At 64.7% G+C, this 18,497-nt stretch carries 19 protein-coding genes and 1 pseudogene; 12 read left to right on the forward strand and 8 right to left on the reverse strand.

Features of this window, described 5'->3' with window-relative positions:
* Nucleotides 1-55: 55 nt before the first annotated feature.
* Nucleotides 56-1,504: a sugar porter family MFS transporter gene (locus tag AC1DNG_RS20270; protein ID WP_476888116.1), complete on the reverse strand. Its 1,449-nt coding sequence runs from the start codon at nt 1,502-1,504 to the stop codon at nt 56-58.
* Nucleotides 1,505-1,860: 356 nt separating this feature from the next.
* On the opposite strand from AC1DNG_RS20270, the gene AC1DNG_RS20275 reads away from it, so the two are divergent.
* Nucleotides 1,861-2,904, forward strand: coding sequence for a Gfo/Idh/MocA family protein (locus tag AC1DNG_RS20275; protein WP_476888117.1), 1,044 nt, complete (start codon nt 1,861-1,863; stop codon nt 2,902-2,904).
* A 15-nt stretch (nt 2,905-2,919) separates the two neighbouring features.
* Here AC1DNG_RS20275 and AC1DNG_RS20280 read toward each other — a convergent pair whose 3' ends face one another.
* Nucleotides 2,920-3,504 (reverse strand): HhH-GPD-type base excision DNA repair protein, encoded by a 585-nt coding sequence (locus AC1DNG_RS20280; protein WP_476888118.1) that lies wholly within the window; start codon nt 3,502-3,504, stop codon nt 2,920-2,922.
* A 104-nt stretch (nt 3,505-3,608) separates the two neighbouring features.
* Here AC1DNG_RS20280 and AC1DNG_RS20285 point away from each other — a divergent pair, with 104 nt between their 5' ends.
* Entirely contained in the window at nt 3,609-5,072 is a 1,464-nt protein-coding gene (locus AC1DNG_RS20285; RefSeq protein WP_476888119.1) for a protein adenylyltransferase SelO, read from the forward strand.
* A 12-nt stretch (nt 5,073-5,084) separates the two neighbouring features.
* Entirely contained in the window at nt 5,085-5,408 is a 324-nt protein-coding gene (locus tag AC1DNG_RS20290) for a hypothetical protein (RefSeq protein WP_476888120.1), read from the forward strand.
* A gap of 30 nt (nt 5,409-5,438) precedes the next feature.
* On the opposite strand, the gene AC1DNG_RS20295 is transcribed toward AC1DNG_RS20290, so the two are convergent.
* Nucleotides 5,439-5,777 (reverse strand): hypothetical protein, encoded by a 339-nt coding sequence (locus AC1DNG_RS20295; RefSeq protein WP_476857366.1) that lies wholly within the window; start codon nt 5,775-5,777, stop codon nt 5,439-5,441.
* 123 nt (nt 5,778-5,900) lie between these two features.
* Here AC1DNG_RS20295 and AC1DNG_RS20300 point away from each other — a divergent pair, with 123 nt between their 5' ends.
* Nucleotides 5,901-6,719 carry a pyruvate, water dikinase regulatory protein gene (locus AC1DNG_RS20300; protein ID WP_476858702.1) on the forward strand — a complete coding sequence of 273 codons (819 nt, stop codon included), beginning with the start codon at nt 5,901-5,903 and terminating at the stop codon, nt 6,717-6,719.
* Nucleotides 6,720-6,870: 151 nt separating this feature from the next.
* Nucleotides 6,871-9,288, forward strand: a complete 2,418-nt coding sequence (ppsA, locus tag AC1DNG_RS20305) for a phosphoenolpyruvate synthase (protein WP_476874279.1) — start codon at nt 6,871-6,873, stop codon at nt 9,286-9,288.
* Nucleotides 9,289-9,406: 118 nt separating this feature from the next.
* On the opposite strand, the gene AC1DNG_RS20310 is transcribed toward ppsA, so the two are convergent.
* Entirely contained in the window at nt 9,407-10,096 is a 690-nt protein-coding gene (locus tag AC1DNG_RS20310; protein ID WP_476874280.1) for an HAD family hydrolase, read from the reverse strand.
* A 433-nt stretch (nt 10,097-10,529) separates the two neighbouring features.
* Between AC1DNG_RS20310 and AC1DNG_RS20315 the strand changes: the two genes are divergently transcribed.
* The gene (locus AC1DNG_RS20315) at nt 10,530-11,303 is read left to right on the forward strand and encodes an ion transporter (RefSeq protein ID WP_476851137.1); all 774 of its coding nucleotides are present in this window, start codon (nt 10,530-10,532) and stop codon (nt 11,301-11,303) included.
* Between the two features lie 634 nt (nt 11,304-11,937).
* On the opposite strand, the gene AC1DNG_RS20320 is transcribed toward AC1DNG_RS20315, so the two are convergent.
* Together AC1DNG_RS20320 and AC1DNG_RS20325 are read right to left on the reverse strand one after the other, a co-directional pair.
* The gene (locus AC1DNG_RS20320; RefSeq protein WP_476851136.1) at nt 11,938-12,273 is read right to left on the reverse strand and encodes a carboxymuconolactone decarboxylase family protein; all 336 of its coding nucleotides are present in this window, start codon (nt 12,271-12,273) and stop codon (nt 11,938-11,940) included.
* Between the two features lie 204 nt (nt 12,274-12,477).
* Nucleotides 12,478-13,131, reverse strand: a complete 654-nt coding sequence (locus tag AC1DNG_RS20325; RefSeq protein ID WP_476888121.1) for a TMEM175 family protein — start codon at nt 13,129-13,131, stop codon at nt 12,478-12,480.
* 452 nt (nt 13,132-13,583) lie between these two features.
* Here AC1DNG_RS20325 and AC1DNG_RS20330 point away from each other — a divergent pair, with 452 nt between their 5' ends.
* Nucleotides 13,584-13,913 (forward strand): carboxymuconolactone decarboxylase, encoded by a 330-nt coding sequence (locus AC1DNG_RS20330; protein WP_476888122.1) that lies wholly within the window; start codon nt 13,584-13,586, stop codon nt 13,911-13,913.
* Between the two features lie 73 nt (nt 13,914-13,986).
* A complete protein-coding gene (locus AC1DNG_RS20335) occupies nt 13,987-14,811 on the forward strand; it encodes a VOC family protein (RefSeq protein ID WP_476888123.1) in 825 nt (274 codons plus the stop codon).
* 54 nt (nt 14,812-14,865) lie between these two features.
* Here AC1DNG_RS20335 and AC1DNG_RS20340 read toward each other — a convergent pair whose 3' ends face one another.
* Nucleotides 14,866-15,639 (reverse strand): ion transporter, encoded by a 774-nt coding sequence (locus AC1DNG_RS20340; protein WP_476857359.1) that lies wholly within the window; start codon nt 15,637-15,639, stop codon nt 14,866-14,868.
* A gap of 98 nt (nt 15,640-15,737) precedes the next feature.
* Between AC1DNG_RS20340 and AC1DNG_RS20345 the strand changes: the two genes are divergently transcribed.
* The 3 genes from AC1DNG_RS20345 to AC1DNG_RS20355 all read left to right on the forward strand — a co-directional run bounded on the left by AC1DNG_RS20345 (nt 15,738) and on the right by AC1DNG_RS20355 (nt 17,508).
* Nucleotides 15,738-15,941 (forward strand): hypothetical protein, encoded by a 204-nt coding sequence (locus AC1DNG_RS20345; protein ID WP_043435465.1) that lies wholly within the window; start codon nt 15,738-15,740, stop codon nt 15,939-15,941.
* A 193-nt stretch (nt 15,942-16,134) separates the two neighbouring features.
* Entirely contained in the window at nt 16,135-16,740 is a 606-nt protein-coding gene (locus tag AC1DNG_RS20350; protein WP_476871982.1) for a DUF1326 domain-containing protein, read from the forward strand.
* 105 nt (nt 16,741-16,845) lie between these two features.
* Nucleotides 16,846-17,508: a DUF2182 domain-containing protein gene (locus tag AC1DNG_RS20355; protein WP_476888124.1), complete on the forward strand. Its 663-nt coding sequence runs from the start codon at nt 16,846-16,848 to the stop codon at nt 17,506-17,508.
* 75 nt (nt 17,509-17,583) lie between these two features.
* Here the strand turns inward: AC1DNG_RS20355 and AC1DNG_RS20360 are convergent, their stop codons facing one another.
* Entirely contained in the window at nt 17,584-17,790 is a 207-nt protein-coding gene (locus AC1DNG_RS20360; protein ID WP_476888125.1) for a TetR-like C-terminal domain-containing protein, read from the reverse strand.
* Between the two features lie 44 nt (nt 17,791-17,834).
* Here AC1DNG_RS20360 and AC1DNG_RS20365 point away from each other — a divergent pair.
* Nucleotides 17,835-18,497, forward strand: a pseudogene (locus AC1DNG_RS20365) (thiolase family protein); the annotation flags it as partial.

Genomic DNA, 18,497 nt, shown 5'->3' on the forward strand with positions numbered 1-18,497 from the left:
GCATGCCTGTCCCGTGGGGGAGGCCCCGGCGGCAATGGCTACGGACGTTCGATTCTCAGAGAGATACCGCCTTCTCGCCCGGTACCGTGGGAGGCACGATGATTGGAATGCCTCCGGTGCGGAAGTGCACCTCCAGCTCTTCCAGGGATTGCCCCTTCGTCTCCGGCACGAATTTCGCCACGAAGATCAGGGAAACAATGTTCACCAGCACGAACACGGTGAACGTGCCGGTTGAGCCCAGGGCGACGACCAGGATCGGGAACAGGAAGGAGATCGCCGCGTTCACGGTCCAGAGGGCGAACACCGCGATGCCCATCGCGAAGCCGCGGATGGCCAGCGGGAAGATCTCGGAGAGCAGTAGCCACACGCACGTGCCGATGAAGCACTGCACGAAGGCCACGAACAGCATCATCGCCGCCAGAATGGTGTAACTGACGAGGTCCGACTGGGGGAGTGTGAAGACGACGGCGAGGAGTGCCTGCGAAGCTACGACCCCGGAGAAGCCAATGACCAGCATGCGGCGGCGCCCGATGAAGCCCAGCAGCCAGATACCCAGGACGGTCATCAGCACCGACGTGACGCCGACGGCGATGGTCGCCACGAGCGATGCGCTCACGCCGAGGCCGCTGCGCTCGAGGATGGTGGGGGCGTAGTAGTTCACGGTATTGATGCCCGTTGCCTGCTGGGCTGCGGCGAGCCCGATGCCGACCCAGAGGAGCCGGCGCATCCAGAGATTGTTCTTCAGATCGCGCCAGGCGCTGGAGCGCTCATTCCGGGCCGTATTCGCGGACTCAACGATTTCTTTGTATTCGAAATCGGCTTCCTCCGGGCTGCGACTGAGGTTGAGGATGCGGCGACTGTCCTCGAGCCTGTCGCGGATAGCGAACCAGCGCGGCGATTCGGGCAGGGCGAGCATGCCGATCAGGAGTGCGATGGCGGGGATGGAGGCAATGCCAAGCATGATGCGCCAGACCTCCGCGTCGTGGATGACGGCGTCGAGGAGTGCGTTGATGGCAAAAGCAAGCATCTGTCCGGTAACGATCATCAGTTCGTTGATGGTGACCATGCGCCCGCGCAGATGTGCGGGCGCCATTTCTGCCAGGTAAAGAGGGCACGTTACGGCAGCGGCGCCGACGCCAAGACCGAGGATGACGCGGGCAACGACCATGAACCCGACGGTCGGTGCGATGGCGCAGCCTATCGCGCCGAGAAGGAAGAGCAGCGCGCACACAAGCAGCGTGCCGCGCCGCCCAAGCTTATCGGCGAGCCTGCCGCCGCTCAGTGCGCCCACCGCGGCACCAGGGAAGAGCAGTGCGCTGACGACGGTGGCCTCTTCGACCGGGCTCATGCTCAAGGAGTCCTGCATGTAGAGCAACGCACCGGAGATCACGCCGGTGTCGTAGCCGAACAGGAGTCCGCCGAGTGTGGAGATAACAGTGAGACGGGCGAGATACCCGCGGTGTTTTGAGCCCGATGCGGGCGAGCTTGCTGTGTGCAACGACATTGTTGACTTCCTCGATTCGGCCGACCTGGAGGGCGGACTTTGAATTGGGAGCGTTCCCGGGAGTGTGCTGGATCACGCACCTTCTACGTTAGAGCGCTCTAACGAGACGGTCAAGACTTTGTCTTGACATGCGCTAAAAGTATCGACGGGCATCCTGGAGGCGCACGGTCAGGGGCAAGTCCGCGGGCGGGGCGGCGGGAAGGGTGCCGGAGGCCGAGTGTGTGGCGCCGCGGTGGAGCGGTTACCTCTTCAGGGGCTATTCCCGGATGAAGCGGTTTGTTACTATGTCAGGACAAATTCAGGGAAGGGGTTATGCGTCTCATGCGAATCGATGTCAACACAAGGGAGGCCGGCATATGACCGGGAACTCCTCACTCCCGGTGTCCCGGGTCCCGGATTCCCGAGCCGCACCACCACTCCGCTGGGGGATCATGGGTCCCGGCTGGATTGCGGAGCGCTTTACGGAATCCGTCCAGGCGCACACCTCGCAGATTATCGCCGCAATCGGGTCCCGCTCGCTGGACCGTTCCGAAGCCTTTGCTGGACGGCACGGCATCCCCGCTGCCTTCGGCAGCTATGAGGAGCTGGCGGCCGCCGACGTCGACATCGTCTACGTGGCCACGCCGCACAACTTCCACTACGAGGCCGCCCTCATGGCGCTCGACGCCGGCAAGCACGTTCTGGTCGAAAAGCCGATAGGCATCAACCGTGCACAGGCGGCCGGCATCGCCAGCCGGGCCGCCGACGCCGGCCTGTTCGCCGCCGAAGCCATGTGGACATTTTTCCTGCCCAAGTTCGACGTCATCCGGCAAGTGCTCGACTCCGGAATGCTCGGGGACCTTACTACGGTCTTCGCCGAATACGGTGAGCACTTTGACCGCAGCCACCGGATCTTCGACGCGGCTCTGGCGGGCGGGCCACTGCTGGACCTGGGGACCTATCCGCTTTCGCTCATCACGTCCGTCCTGGGCGAACCGGACCGCCTCCTGGCGCTCGGTGAACCGCACGAATCCGGAGTCAATGCCCAGCTTTCGGCCGTCATGTCCTTTGCCGGCGGACGCCAGGCCATGATGAACACCCAATTGCACAATTTCACGCCGACGTCCGCCACCATTGTGGGCACCGAGGCTTCGCTGTCAATTGACGGGCCCTTCAACATGCCAGGCAAGTTCAGCGTCCGCTTCCCGGACGGTACCCGGCTGGCCTATGAGGAGCCGGCCGGAGCACACTTCGAGGGCCTGCACTTCGAGGCTGCCGCCGTCGCCCGCGCCATTGCGGCAGGGCGGCTGGAGGTTCCCCAGCGGCCGCTCGCCGAATCCATCCGGACCATGGCCGTCGCCGACGCCATCAGGAACCAGCTCGGAATCGTGTTCCCCGGCGAAGCCGTTGGAAGCCTCTGATCCAGGACCTCCGTATCAGCGCTCGGATGCCTTCGCGGCTTTGATGGCGGCCTTGGCGGCCTGCTTGCTGGCGCGCACTCTTTTCAGCGACTCGGGGTCCACGATGTCGGCGACAGAAAGAAATGCGCTCTCCTGGCCATAGGGGCCGGCGGCCTCACGCCAGCCTGGCGCCTGCAGGCCGCACTGCTTGCCGAGCAGTGCAAGGAAGATCTTGGCCTTTTGCTCTCCGAAGCCGGGCAAGCCCTTCAACCTGCGCAGCACTTCCTCACCGTCCGGGTCGTCCTGGTTCCAGATGGCAGTTGCGTCCCCATTCCAATCGCCTTGGACGGTCGCAGCGAGGTCCTGGACGCGGCCGGCCATGGAGCTGGGGAAGCGGTGGATGGATGTACGCTCCTTGAAGATCTCAACGAAGCCGGCAGGGTCGTATTCGGCGATTGCGGCAGGGGCCATGGACCCGATGCGCGTCCGGATCTTTTCGGGTCCGGCAAACGCAGACTCCATGGTCACCTGCTGGTCAAGCAGCATGCCCACAAGGAGTGCGAACGCGTCATTGCTGAGCAGTTGGTCGGCGGCGGCGTCGCCCGTGATGTGCAGTTCCATGCGCCCATCCTGCCACCAGCTCCGCGCCACGTCATGGCACCGGCCCGAATCTGCTCCGCCGCGACCAGCGGCATTGCTGACGCTGTGGCCGGTATCCTTTAAAGATGAGTGGCACAGCGCATTCAACCGTCACATTTGATGGCCGCTTCGCCCGGGAGTTCCAGGAGATGGCCATTCCCTGGCGCGCGGAGGAGGCGCCCGAGCCGCACCTTTTGGTGCTCAACGAGCACCTCGGCGCTGAGCTGGGCCTCGATCCGGCCTTCCTCCGGAGTCCGGAGGGTCTGCGTCTGTTGACCGGCAATGCCGTCCCCGCCCATGCCAGTCCGGTGGCGCAGGCCTACGCCGGCCACCAGTTTGGCTGGTACGCGCCCCGGCTCGGCGACGGGCGCGCACTCCTGCTGGGCGAGATCGGGCACGCGGACGGGCAGCTCCGCGACGTCCACCTCAAGGGATCAGGACGCACGCCGTTTGCCCGCAACGGGGACGGCCAGGCGGTGGTCGGTCCCATGCTGCGCGAATACATCGTGAGCGAGTCGATGCACGCGCTGCACATCCCCACGACCCGGTCCCTCGCCGTCGTCGCGACGGGACGTTCGGTGCAGCGCGAGACGCTCCTGCCCGGCGCCATTCTGACCCGGATAGCCAGCAGCCACCTGCGCGTGGGCAGCTTCCAGTACGCCCGGTCCACGGGCGACATCGGCCTCCTTCGCCGCCTCGCCGACTACGCCCTGACCCGTCACCACCCCGCCGCCGCGGAGGCCGGGAACCGATATCTCGCACTCTTCCAAGGGGTCATATCCGCCCAGGCTTCGCTGGTGGCCCAGTGGATGCTCGTCGGATTCGTTCACGGGGTCATGAACACCGACAACATGACGATTTCGGGCGAAACGATCGACTACGGGCCGTGTGCCTTCATGGAAGGCTTCGACCCGGCCGCCGTCTACAGTTCGATCGACGAGAGCGGGCGCTACGCCTACCGCAACCAGCCGGTGGTGGCGGAGTGGAATCTTGCCCGGCTCGCGGAGTCGCTTCTGCCCCTGCTCCACGACGACGAGGAGCAGGCGGTCGAGCTCGCGGTGGGAGCACTCGGCGAGTTCCGCCGGCAGTACAGTGACGCCTGGTCGGCAGGCATGAAGGCCAAGCTGGGGTTCCGTGACGGGCTCGACGACGACGTGGCCTCGCCTCTCGTGGACGAACTTGTGGCTTTAATGCAGGAGTCACGGGCCGACTACACCTCGTTTTTCCGGCACCTCGGCAAAGCCGCCCGCGGCCGTGCCGAAGCCGCGCGGGGCCAGGTCCAGGACACGGCAGCTTTCGATGCCTGGGTGGGGCGATGGCGTGCCTTGGCACCGGATGCTGACGCCATGGACCGGGTCAACCCCATCTACATCCCGCGGAACCACCTGGTGGAGGAGGCCCTGGCGGCCGCTACCGTCGGAAACCTGGATCCGCTGGCACGGCTGCTGGACGCAGTCGCCTCGCCTTTCGACGAGCGGTCCGGCCTCGAGCGCTACGCAGCTGCCGCCCCAGAAAGCTTTGGCCCGTACCGAACCTTCTGCGGAACCTGAGGGGGACTGATCATGGATACCGAATTCGCCGAGGTCATCGATCATGACGTCACCACCATCACCTGCGTTTGCGGCAATACCGTCAGCAGCGAGGGATTGATTCAGGCCAACTCACAGGGCATGCCCGTTCACATCGGCGGAAACGTTCCCGTGCCCGCGGGGCTGGCTACCTGGCCTGAGGACGAGGATCTCTACACCCTGTGCTCCTCTTGCGGCCGCGTTTACCATGACGCTGTCATCGAAGAGACTGGGACCGCGCCCGTTGCTTTCCGGGTTGATGTCACCGCCGGACCGGTTGCCGAAGCGATCCGTGTCCACTGGGACCTCAACACGTAGCACTGTGACCGTGTCAGGGATCAGTGAGCCCTACACGGTGTCCGGCCGCTGATCTCCCTTGTGGCTCCGCAGATTCTCCTGCACCTTGCCGAACAAATCCTTGATGGTCGTCTCCGTATTGGTGAGCATGTCCGGCTGGACGTAGACCTGTTGGGCGGGAGGCAGGCTGTAATGGGACGCCAGGCCACCCGCACCGTCCACCCCTGCCAGCGCGATGGTCACACCACCCTCCTTGCGCGCAATGGCGCCAATCCGGCCGAAGACCACGGTAAATTCGTCCGGCTGGAAGCTCACGGTCAGTCCGACATGTGTCCGGTTAAGGTCACTTGCCGTGACGGCCTTCTCGTTCCCGGTCCCTGCATAGTTCATGTCGATCTCCCGGATAGCTGGTGGCGTTGTAAGCGAGCAGTCTACGTCCGGGACCGGAGACGGGGTAGGGACCCGCCGGCTGCCCGATACCGGACCGGTCCCGGCGTGGGGGAGAATGCGTTCATGACCAATGACGATCTCCGGCCTGTCTACTTCCTTTCGGACAGCACCGGCATCACCGCGGAAACGCTCGGCAACACCTTGCTGACGCAGTTCCCCGCGAACCACTTTGACCGCATCACGGTCCCCTTCATCACCACGGTCGAACAGGCCAGGACGGTGGTCGGCACTATCGACAAACTGGCCGCCACGGGCCTGCAGCCGATCGTGTTTTCCACCGCGGTAAGCAGCGATATCCGCCAGGTCCTGGGTACGTGCCAGGGGATCATCGTGGATCTCATCGGGACTCATGTCGGACAGCTGGAGCAGGCCCTCGGTTCGCCGGCCAGCGGCGAACCCGGCAGGGCCCATGGCCTGGGCAATGCGGAGCGGTATCAATCCCGGATGGCCGCCGTCGAATACGCCATGGAACACGACGACGGCCAAAGCCTGCGGGCGCTCGAAAAGGCCCAAGTCATCCTGGTGGCGCCGTCCCGCTGCGGAAAAACGCCCACCACAATGTACTTGGCCCTGCAGCACGGCATTTTCGCCGCCAACTTCCCGCTGGTGGACGAAGACTTTGAACGGGAAGGGCTCCCCAAGCCGCTGAGGCCTTTCGTTGAGAAGTGTTTCGGGCTCTCCTCCAACCCCCTGCGCCTGAGCCAGATCCGCACCGAACGGCGCCGGGGCTCACCCTACGCGTCGCTGCGGCAGTGCGGCTTCGAGCTGCGCAGCGCCGAGCAACTGTACGTCTCCCACAGGATTCCGTACCTGAATTCGGCCACGGTGTCCGTCGAGGAAATGGCGGCAACCATCCTGCAGCGGATGAACCTCAAGCATTAGGGAAAAGTTTCACAAACTTGGTGTGGCGCACGTCATGTGGAAAGTGCGCTGGAGACCTGTCACTGTGGACAGGACTTGCGCCCATCAACCGGCCATCGCCGCAAGCGGGGCGGCGCACTTGCATGCCATCATCTGCAAAGGAGCAGTAACTATGACGACAGACATCCTGTGGTTCTCAGAACTCGGACTCAAGGACCTGGACCGCGTGGGCGGAAAGAACGCCTCCCTCGGTGAGATGGTGCAGAACCTGACCTCCGCCGGCGTCCAGGTTCCCGACGGCTTCGCCACCACCGCGGATGCCTACCGCAACTTCTTGGCGGATTCGGGCCTCGACCAGAAGATCGCCGACCGGCTGGTCGGCCTGGACACCGATGACGTCACGGCCCTGGCAGCCGCCGGGCAGGAGATCCGGGCCCTCATGCGCGAGACGCCCTTCCTGCCTGACTTCGAAGCGCAGATCCGGAACTCCTACCAGCAGCTGGTGGACAAGCACGGCGGCTCTGAGGACCTGTCCTGGGCCGTCCGTTCCAGCGCGACCGCGGAAGACCTCCCCGATGCCTCCTTCGCCGGGCAGCAGGAAACCTTCCTGAACGTCCGCGGCATCGAGAACATCCTGCTCGCCATCAAGGACGTGTTCGCGTCCCTCTACAACGACCGGGCGATCGCCTACCGGGTACACCACAAGTTCGAGCACGCCGAGGTGGCGCTCTCGGCCGGCATCCAGCGCATGGTGCGCTCCGACGTCGGCGCCTCCGGCGTCATGTTCACCATGGACACGGAGTCCGGGTTCCAGGACGCCGTGTTCGTCACGTCCTCCTACGGCCTCGGCGAGGCTGTCGTCCAGGGCGCCGTCAACCCCGACGAGTTCTACGTCTACAAGCCCGCGCTGCAGGCCGGCCGGCCCGCAATCCTCAAGCGCGGACTGGGCGAGAAGGCCCTGCAGATGACCTACACGAGCAGCCGCGAAATCGGCCGCACCATCGACTTCGTGCCGGTCGAGGCGTCCCTGCGGAACCGCTTCAGCCTCACTGACGACGACGTCGAGCAGCTCGCCCGGCACGCCGTCGCCATCGAGAACCACTACGGCCGCCCCATGGACATCGAATGGGGCAAGGACGGGATCGACGGCGGCCTGTACATCCTGCAGGCGCGCCCGGAGACCGTGCAGTCCCGCCGGGCCTCCGGCAGCCTGAGCAGGTTCCGGCTCAACGGGACCGGCCGGGTGCTGGTCGAGGGCCGCGCCATTGGCCAGCGCATCGGCGCCGGCAGCGTCCGCATCCTCACCGCGATCGACCAGATGGCCGCCTTCAAAACCGGTGATGTCCTCGTCGCCGACATGACCGACCCGGACTGGGAACCGATCATGAAGCGGGCCTCCGCCATCGTGACCAACCGCGGCGGCCGCACATGCCATGCCGCCATCATTGCCCGGGAACTGGGGATTCCCGCCGTCGTCGGCACCGGGGACGCCACCGATGCCCTCTCCGACGGCCTCGACGTAACCGTGTCCTGCGCCGACGGTGAAACCGGCGTGATCTACGAAGGGCTCCTGGACTTCAGCGTCGAGGAAACCGAGATTACCCAGCTGCCCGAGGCCCCCGTCAAGGTCATGATGAACGTCGGCACCCCGGAGCAGGCTTTCACGTTCGCGCAACTGCCCAACCACGGAGTGGGCCTGGCCCGGCTCGAATTCATCATCAACCGCCAGATCGGCATCCACCCCAAGGCACTGCTGAATCTCGACGAGCAGCCGGCGGACGTCGCCGCGGAAATCCGTGAGCGCATCGCCGCGTACGAGAGCCCGCGCGACTACTACATCAAGCGCCTGGCCGAGGGCGTGTCCACCATCGCGGCGGCGTTCGCGCCGGAACCCGTGATTGTGCGCATGTCCGACTTCAAGTCCAACGAGTACGCCAACCTGATCGGCGGGCCCGCCTACGAGCCGCACGAAGAGAACCCGATGATCGGCTTCCGCGGCGCCTCACGCTACTTGGAGCCGTCCTTCCGGGACTGCTTCGACCTCGAGTGTGAGGCCCTGTCCTTTGTCCGCAACGAGATGGGCCTGACCAACGTCAAGCTGATGATCCCGTTCGTACGGACCCTGGATGAGGCCCGCGGCGTTATCGAACTGCTGGGGGAGAACGGCCTCACCCGCGGCGAGAATGGCCTAGAGGTGATCATGATGTGCGAGATCCCATCCAACGCGCTGCTCGCCGATGAGTTCCTGGACTACTTCGACGGGTTCTCCATCGGCTCCAACGACATGACCCAGCTGGCCCTGGGCCTGGACCGGGACTCCGCGATTGTCTCGGGCGGCTTCGATGAACGCGATCCGGCCGTCAAAAAGCTCCTGAGCATGGCCATCGCGGCCTGCAAGGTGCGCGGCAAATATGTCGGCATCTGCGGCCAGGGTCCGAGCGATCACGCGGACTTCGCCGAGTGGCTGGTCGAGGAAGGCATCGATTCGGTCTCCTTGAACCCCGACACCGTGGTGGACACCTGGCTGCGCCTTGCCGGCGCCACAGCCGGCCCGGCCGTCGAGGCAGGCGTCGGGGCCGGGGCGAACTGACAGCCGCGGCGTCCAAGTAAGACAGGCCGGACACCCGCCGGGCAGCACGGACTGAGAATTCCAGACCGTGCTGCCTGGGCGGCCGTTCAGGCGTTGGAAGCCGCACGGGCGGAAGGCCTCAGGCGCTCAGCTTTCCAATCGCGCTGCTTTCAAGGTTCTCCAACAGGTGCCGCGGATTGTCGTAAACTTCGGCGGCACCGGCCTCCCGCAGCTCGGCTTCGCTGATTCCGCCGCAGGTCAGGGCAATGGCGGGAACTCCGATTGCCGCGGCGGCCAGCACGTCCCAGACGGCGTCGCCAACAAACACGACGTCCGCCGGGCTGAGCTCAAGCTTTTCCAGGCACGCCAGCAGAATGTCGGGAGCGGGCTTGCTCTCGTCGGCGTCGTTGGAACTGGTCCACGCATCGATGGACGTGCCGGCGTCCAGGAGGCGCCGGGCGACGTCCAGGTCGCGCTCCTGCGCTGATGATGCCAAACCCACGGCCAGCCCGGCGCCGGAGCATGCGGCCAGGAGGTCCCGGGCAGAGTCGAAGGGGCGCAGGGAAGGCCAAAACGTGGAGAACACGGCGCCGTGCGCGGATTTGAGGTCTTCCTGCATGTCCGTGGTGCACCCGGGGACCAAGTGTTCGATGAGCTTGTCGCCGCCCATGCCGACGCAGCGGTGGATAGCCGAGATCTGGATGTCCAGCCCCTCCCGCCGGAACGCCTGCCACCAGGCAAGGGCATGGAAATAGCTGGAGTCAATCAAGGTCCCGTCGACGTCGAAAAGGACCCCGCGTTTCTTTTCGGATTTTGAACCTGGCACCATTGCTACCCCACCTTTGGTTGAGGGCGGCCGCATGTGCCTGACCAGGCAACGGCTCGGCCCATAACGGATCTTTCCAGACCGGCGTCCGAAGTACCTGTCAAAGACTTCTCAGCGTCCACGATCAGAACGCCGCCACCACTCTGCAGCGAGTGCTCCAACTCCAAATGTCCGGCCACTTTAACCTCCTCGACTCTGCTGGAAGCTTGCATAGTAAGACTACTTAATGCAGGGGAATTTTCGTGGCGGCGTGCATGCAGCGGTCGTCGCCGTCGGGGAGCGGCTAACGACATTTAGACCATGCGCCTGCCTCGATCCCGGCGAGGCCCCCGGCCGGGTACTTGCGCGCCAGGCTGTTGAACAGCGGCACTGCGGTCCGGTCAGAGAAGGGCAAAAAGTGTCGGGTACTTGAGTGCTTTCGTGCCAGAATCCTCACATGACCAGGGAACGCAGTGAACTGAAGAGCATCGGATATGAGATCTTCATCGGAATCCTTTCGCTCCTGTCGATCGTCAATCTCGTGCTCGTGTATGCCGCGCGGGAGCAGTCGCTCGACACCGTGCTCGAGGTGATGAACGCCCTTTTCAGCGTGATCTTCCTCGCCGACTTCCTCTACCGGATCCTCACCGCGCCATCGGCGGGCGCCTATTTCTTCAGGCACTTCGGCTGGGCCGACCTGCTGGCCAGCATGCCCTTCGCGCAACTCAAGTTCCTGCGCATCTTCCGGCTGATCCGGGTGTACCGCCTGCTCCGCGACGTCGGCATCCGGACAATCGGCCGCGCACTGAGCAAAGACCGGGCCGGCAGCTCCCTGTACATCCTGCTGCTCATGGGCATTTTCGTACTGGAATTCGGAAGCCTCACGATGCTCCGCATCGAGCAGTATGCGCCGGGGGCCAATATCACGACGGCCTCGGACGCCATCTGGTACACGATCGTCACGATCTCGACAGTGGGATACGGTGACCAGTATCCGGTCACCGGTGCCGGCCGTATTCTCGGTACGGGCATCATCGTCGTCGGTGTCGGCATCTTCGGCACCTTCACCGGCTACCTGGCCAACTTCTTCCTGGCTCCCCGGAAAAAGGAACCCGCACCGCCCGTCGATGCGGCCAACACCAGCGCGACGGTCGAAGCACTCCGCCTGCGCCTCGAAGAGTCCGAAGCCAAGCTCACCGAGATCAGAAAGCTGCTCACCGAGCCAACCTAGCTGGGCCTCCCCGGCCCGGCTGCCTGCCAGGGTTCTTCGCCGAACCAATGACTTTTGGCACTGCCCGTGTGTGCCTGCCGGGGCAAGAGTTGGACCTTCGCTACCGGTTTGGCCAGCGCCCCGGTCCGGGTGCGAAAGGCCGCTTGCCTTTGACGGGTCGGTCCTGCCCCACACCGTCCGGAGACAGCGTCCGGTGTCAAGACCGTGAAGGTGGGTGACGAGAAGTTCATCGAAGCCGCTTCGTCCTGATCGGCCGACACGACTCCAGTGAACCCTGCGGAGGGCCGCAAGACCACGAACCGACATGCCCGGGCATCGCTTCGGATCCGCGCGAACAACTCCACTCTCGGCTCCATCCACCAGGGTGCCGGCGAGTCACGAGGTGGGGCCAGAAATAACCGCCTATCCGTGAGATCCAAACCGGTCATAACCACCCGGGGCAGATCTACGCGTCCCCTGCCACATTGAGCCGGAATGCGTGGACCGGAGGGGAGAACGTCAGCACCGGACCCCACGACGTCGTCTGCACAGACCGGGACGAGGATCATTCCGGCGTTGCCCGAAGGCGATATGCCGCCCGTGCAGGTTCCCCTCCCACGAGCCCGCGCGCCACGGCGCCGTGGTCCGGACGGGATTAGCCCTCGGCTTCCGCTTCTGCCTCGGCCATAGCCTCGGTCAATTCGAGGGCGAAGCCCAGGGCGCTGGCTAGGTTGCCGGTTGCCGCCACGATCCGGGGGGTGCCGACGATTGGGGCAACAGCGATCAGGATGCCCTGGATGTCCTCACTGGTGATGCCGACATCCATCGCGGTACTGGCATTGAAAAAGTAGGACGCGGCCGGGGCGTCGACGGCGGCGAGCGCAGCGATCCGGGCCAGCATCAACTCGCGGGGATCAAGCGTCGAGCGTTCAACCGATACGGCGGTGAGGTCGGCGAGGGCGTCCAGGATCGGGGTTTCTTCTTCGGCCATGGCCATGTCTCCATCTGGTTGCGGTGATTGTATGGCGAGTGGCGCGACCGGGGCCGGTCGCTGCGACTCGACATCAACGTAACCCTCGAAAGCGGAGGACGACATCACCCCCATGGGATGAACCGATGCTCAGCCCGCCGTGGCGGCCGCAGCGCATCGACAGGAATCTTGAATGCAAAGCCCCCGATTCTGCCTACCCGCCGGTCAAGCGGAACGGGAACGGCGCCGGATGGCGCTGAACGGCAGGAGGATAAACAGGGCGAGTGCCAGGTAGCCGAACACGGCGATGACTGGCTGGACCAGCCCAATCAGGATCATTGCGACGTACACGCCCAGCGTGGGCGTTAGCCGTTTGGTGAGGGTCTTCACATCCTCATCAGCCAGATCCGGGCGCACGAGACGCGCGCGCACCGCGTATCGCCAGGTCACCGAAATCATGATCATCGACAGGAGCAGGTTGATGCCGTAGACGGTCGCCGCGATCCGCTCGGGCCCGGCTTCGTGGATGAATTCGGCCAGCAACTTCGTCGGAAACGGCAGGAACGAGACAACCAGGAGCAGTAACAGGTTCAGCCGTACGAACACCGAGTCGGCATGGTCGAGGTATTCGGTGATAACCGTGTGGGCAAACCAGACCGCCCCAATCGTCGAGAAGCTGACCAAGTAGGCTAAGTACGACGGCCACAGGTCGACCAGCGCGCCGACGAGGTTCTCGTGGGAGCCGGCAGGGACCGAGATCTCCAAAATGAGGAGCGTTATCGCGATGGCGAACACGCCGTCGCTGAATGCTTCCATCCGCCCGGTCCGATAGGCAGACGGCCGGGGTTGCGGCTGCGCGGCACCAACCTCGTCATCCATGGGACAAGCATGGCAGCCGCTTCTTGACATCCGGCTCATCCGCAACGAACGATCTACTTGATGCGCTGCCCGTGGGTCAGCCACGCCCCATGGCCGATTTCGGCCCCACATATGACGGACTCACCGACTCCTACGTTTCATCCAGACCTTCTTCCAGCCGACACCGTAACGGGGTATATCGCTCGGCATTGAGGCCTACGGATACATCGGGCTCAAACCCTTTTGGGCGGGTCAGCAATTGTGCGTCAAAGGCGACCTCACTACTTGGCGGCTACCGAGAAGTGATCCTTTCGCACGCTCGAGGCCCGTCTGTTACGGAGTCCGATGGCCGGCGATCGGTTCATCCCGCGGGGGTGATGTCTCCCTGGGACGTACAGGGCTACTTTGCAGACGGGCCGGGCCCCTCGCCCGTGCCGTCGGCTCGGCACCCAACACCGAATCCAGATGGAGACATGATCATGGCCGAAGAAGAAACCCCCGTCGTCGACGCCCTCGCCGACATCACCGCCGTGTCGCTCGAACGCTCCACCCTTGTTCCCCGCGAGTTGATGCTGGCCCGTATCGCGGCCCTCGTCTCCGTCGACGCTCCACCCGCCTCCTACCTGCTCAACGCCGGTACGGTGGTCGACGTCGGCGTCACGGCAGATGATGTCCAGGGCACCGTCATCGCAGTTGCGCCCATTCTCGGCACTCCCCGGATCGTGGCGGCAGGCAGCAAACCTCGCCATTGCGCTCGGCTTTGTCATCGCAGTGGCCGAAGCCGAGCTCGAAGCCGAGCTTGAGGCTGAAGCCGATGCCCCGGCCCAGGACTGATCACGCCAGGCGGTACTACGAAAGGGACTGCGGGAGCGAGACATGACCCAGCGAACCTACCCTGAGGGCGTACCGTGTTGGATCGACACCGAGCAGCCCGACGTCGAGGCGGCCGCCGAGTTCTATGCCGGCCTCTTTGGCTGGACGTTCGAGGACGCCGTGCCGGCGGGCGCGCCAGGCCGATACTTGATTGCCACGCTCGATGGCCAGGACGTCGCCGGGATGGCGGACACCCGGGGTGCCGCGACATGGAATACCTACGTATCCGTCGAGGACGCGGATACCGCAGTGCAGCGCTTGGTCGCTGCCGGCGCTACGGTACGGTCGGCAGCCGCAGACGCTGGAGAAGGCGGCCGCAGTGCGGCGCTGACCGATCCAGGGGGCGTCGGGATCCGCATCTGGCAAGCCAAGCGACGCTTGGGGGCACAGGTGGCCAATCAGCCGGGGTCCTGGAATTTCAGCGATCTCCACACGCCTAACCCCGGCGCGGCCATCAAGTTTTATGAGGACGTGTTTGGCTGGAAAGTCGACGACCTCGGCTTCGCGATGATGATCCGCAGGCCCGGTTACGGTGATCACCTTGAGGCGACAATCGATCCGGGCATCAGGGAAAGGCAGTCAGCGCTGGGCCCTCCACCTGGCTTCGAGGATGCGATCGCCTGGATCGCGACCACGGCCCCCGACGAACTGCCGCACTGGCACGTCTCGTTCACCGTTGCTGACCGGGACCGGACAGTGGTTGATGCGAAGCGACTCGGCGCCCAAGTCGTTAGCCAAAGCGAGACCGAGTGGACGCGCACGGCACTGATCCGGGACCCCCAGGGAGCGGAGTTTACCGCCAGCCAGTTCACGCCCCCGTCGCCATGAGCGCTCCTTCAATAGAGGCGCCGGGTCAGATGGCGGCAGCTATGGGACGAACGTTCACCCGGTTGGCCCGGCAAGCAGCTTTTTGATCTCGGTGAGCTTGGCTTCGGACTCTTCGAGGCGCTGACGGAGTCCTTCGACCGTCGCGGGTCCCGTCCCGGCGGCATCGACCGGCGGTGCGGGATTCTTGGGAGACAGAAAGAAGTTGGCCAGGTAGCCGGTGAATGTGCCGAAGATGCCGACACCGAGGACAATGATGCCTGCCCCGATCAGACGGCCCGGTTCGGTGACCGGATACTGGTCACCATATCCGACTGTCGAGATCGTGACGATGGTGTACCAGATGGCGTCGGAGGCGGTCGTGATGTTGGCCCCCGGGGCGTACTGCTCGACGCGGAGCATGGCGAGGCTGCCGAATTCGAGCACGAGAATGCCCATGAGCAGCAGGATGTACAGGGAGCTGCCGGCCCGGTCCTTGATCAGCGCGCGGCTGATCGTGCGGACGCCGACGTCGCGGAGCAGGCGGTACACCCGGATCAGCCGGAAGATGCGCAGGATCTTGAATTGCGCGACAGGCACGCTGGCCAACAGGTCGGCCCAGCCAAAGTGCTTGAAGAAATAGGCGCCGGCCGATGGCGCGGTGAGGATCCGGTAGAGGAAGTCCGCAAGGAAGATCACACTGAAAATGGCGTTCATCACGGTGAGCACCGTGTCGAGGTACTGGTCCTGCACGACATACAAGAGCACGAGATTGATAATCGACAGGATCGAAAGGATACCGATGAAGATCTCGTATCCGGTGCTCTTCAGTTCACTTCGTTCCTTGGTCATATGAGGATTCTGGCACGCAAGCAACGGCGTGGCTGACACTTTTTCAGGAGTAGGGTTTGCCTTGGCAGACGAAGGGGTCGGCAGACGAAGGGGTCCACATGAGCTACAAATATCGAACCGTCCGGGTTCGCGGCACTGACCTGGTTGGAACTATCGCGCGCAAACACGGGGGAGCGCCTGAGATCTACGAAACCTCGAAGGACCCGAGCACCTCGGTCGTCCCGGTGTTCTTCCAGGCAACGGGCGAGGTCCGATTCTTCGACAGGTCAATGCTGGAGGACGTCGTGACGCCGGCCAGCTAGCAGCGGTGTTACACCGCTGCTGCAAACGGAAAAGTCGCATTGGCGCCCATCCCGGCCGCATGACCCCCACCCCTCCATTCGAAGCGCAGGGCCGCCCAGAACGGCCTTTTGCAGGGGTGTCCGCAGGACGTTGACACTGCTCAGGGCCGCGAGGAGGATTTGTTTTGGGGGGCCTCTTCGAAAGGAGCCCTAAATGCCGTGGCATGTCGAGGGTACATACTTTGAGAACTGCAATTGCGACATGGTCTGCCCGTGTACGGCGACAGGACAGACGGCACCGGCGGACAATGACCGCTGCAACGTGGCCTTGGCCTTCCACGTGGAAACCGGCGAAGTCAACGGTGTCGACGTCGGCGGTCTGACAGTCTGCGTCGTGGCCGATACCCCGGCGCTGATGAGTGAGGGGGGCTGGAAGGTCGGTCTCCTGATGGACGCTGCCGCCTCCGCCGAGCAGGCCGAAGCGCTCGGTGCCGTCTTCGGCGGCCAGCTCGGCGGACCGATGGAGGGCCTCGCTCCCTTGATCGGTGAAATGGCGGGCATGGAGTCCCTGGAAATGGCCTACGCCGACGACGGGCGTGTCCACCAGGTGCGTATTGGCAGTGCAGTCGAGATGGTGGTCGAGGACTTCATGAATCCATTTGATTCCACAGGGCGGGGAGTGAAAATTAGCGGGGTCGGATTCCCGGCCGACACTCTGGCAGCCGGCACATCCAGCACCGCCCGCGTCGACGTGTTCGGGATGACCTGGGATAACGCCGGGAAGAACTCATTCTCGGCCCCCTTCGCCTGGTCCGCTTAGGTGCCGGGCAGGAGCCGCCTGACAGCTGGCCACCATGCCGGAGAATTGGCGCTGATCGGGTGCGCCGCGCTGGCCTGGTACCTGACGTTCCAAGGTCTTTCCGACATGTCCACGGGCCCGGGAACGATGGGATTGAGGCTCTGGGGTTTCCTGGCGGTGTGGACGCTGATGATGGCAGCCATGATGTTGCCGGCGCTGGCGCCCCTGACTTCGACGTATCTCAGATCCATCCGCGCCGTGCGCAGCAGCCGGGTCAGGGCCATCCGGACAACGGCCCTGGTAGGCGGCTACCTTCTGACATGGATCGGATTCGGCGTCGTGGCCTACGCGGCCGCGGCGCTCGCCGGACTGCTGGCTGAGGACGCGCCGGATATCGCGCCCTGGGTGGGAGGTGCCGTGCTGGTGGCGGCCGGCGCCTACCAGCTCACCCCGCTGAAGGACTTTTGCCTCAGGCACTGCCGGTCGCCCATAGCCTTCCTGTTGCACGTGTCCGGGTACAAGGGCCGCTTGCGGGACGTCCGCGTCGGCATGTACCACGGCGTGTACTGCGTCGGCTGCTGTTGGGGGCTCATGGTGGTGCTGATTGCCGTGGGCGTGATGAACCTGGCGTGGATGGCCGTGCTCACGGTAGTTATCTTCCTGGAGAAGACATGGAAATACGGGCCCGCCTTCAGCCGGATAACCGGTGTCTCGCTGATCGTTTTCGCGCTCTTCGTCCCGGCACACCCGGAGCTGCTGCCCGGGCTATACATGCCCGCGCCCATGTAAGGGACGCTGACCGTCGTCTTCGAATAAGAGTCCGGGGACCGACTTCGGCACGGGGTCCCCGCGCCGTCATCGCTTCTACGGCGTGCCCCCGTGGGCGGGTCCGCGCGAAAACAGTGTGCTGACGAGCCGGACCCCAAAGCCCTCGTCCAGCGGGGAGCCACTCAGGAAGAACCGGTAGTAGATCGGCCCCAGCAGGAGGTCGGTGAGCATCTCGGCGTCGACGTCCGGGCTCAGGTCTCCTCGGGAGATGCCCCGCTCCACCAGGAGGCGTACATCTGCCACCCGGCGGTTCACCACCCGCTCCCGGTAAGCACGCGCAAGTTCCGCACGTGATCCGCGAATCCGTGAAGCGCGCCCCGGCCCTGGACGTGGAGCGGATCGATGAGGTGGTGTTCGGCAACGCGAACGGAGCCGGCGAGGAGAACCGCAACGTCGCCCGGATGGGCACCCTGCTGGCCGGGCTGCCCGTCTCGGTCCCGGGCACCACGGTCAACCGGCTCTGCGGATCCTCCCTGGACGCGGCGATCATCGCCTCCCGCCAGATCAACACCGGCGACGCCGAGCTGATGCTGATCGGCGGCGCCGAATCGATGTCCCGGGCCCCGTGGGTGCTGCCGAAGACCGAGAAGCCCTACCCGGCCGGGGACCTGACTCTGGCCTCCACCACGCTCGGCTGGCGGCTGGTGAACAAGGCCATGCCGCAGGACTGGACCATCTCCCTGGGCGAGGCCACCGAACGGCTCGCCGAGAAGTACGGCCTGACCCGCGAGCAGCAGGACGAGTTCTCCGCCGCCTCCCACAACCTCGCCGCCTCGGCCTGGGACGAGGGCTTCTATGACAACCTCGTCGTCCCGGTCCCGGGCACGGACCTGGTCCGCGACGAGGGCATCCGTCCCGGGTCCTCGGCGGAGAAGCTCGCCGGGCTCAAGACCGTGTTCCGGACCGGGAACGGCACCGTCACGGCCGGGAACGCGTCCCCGCTCTCCGAC

The organism is Arthrobacter sp. 01T425, from assembly GCF_056398725.1.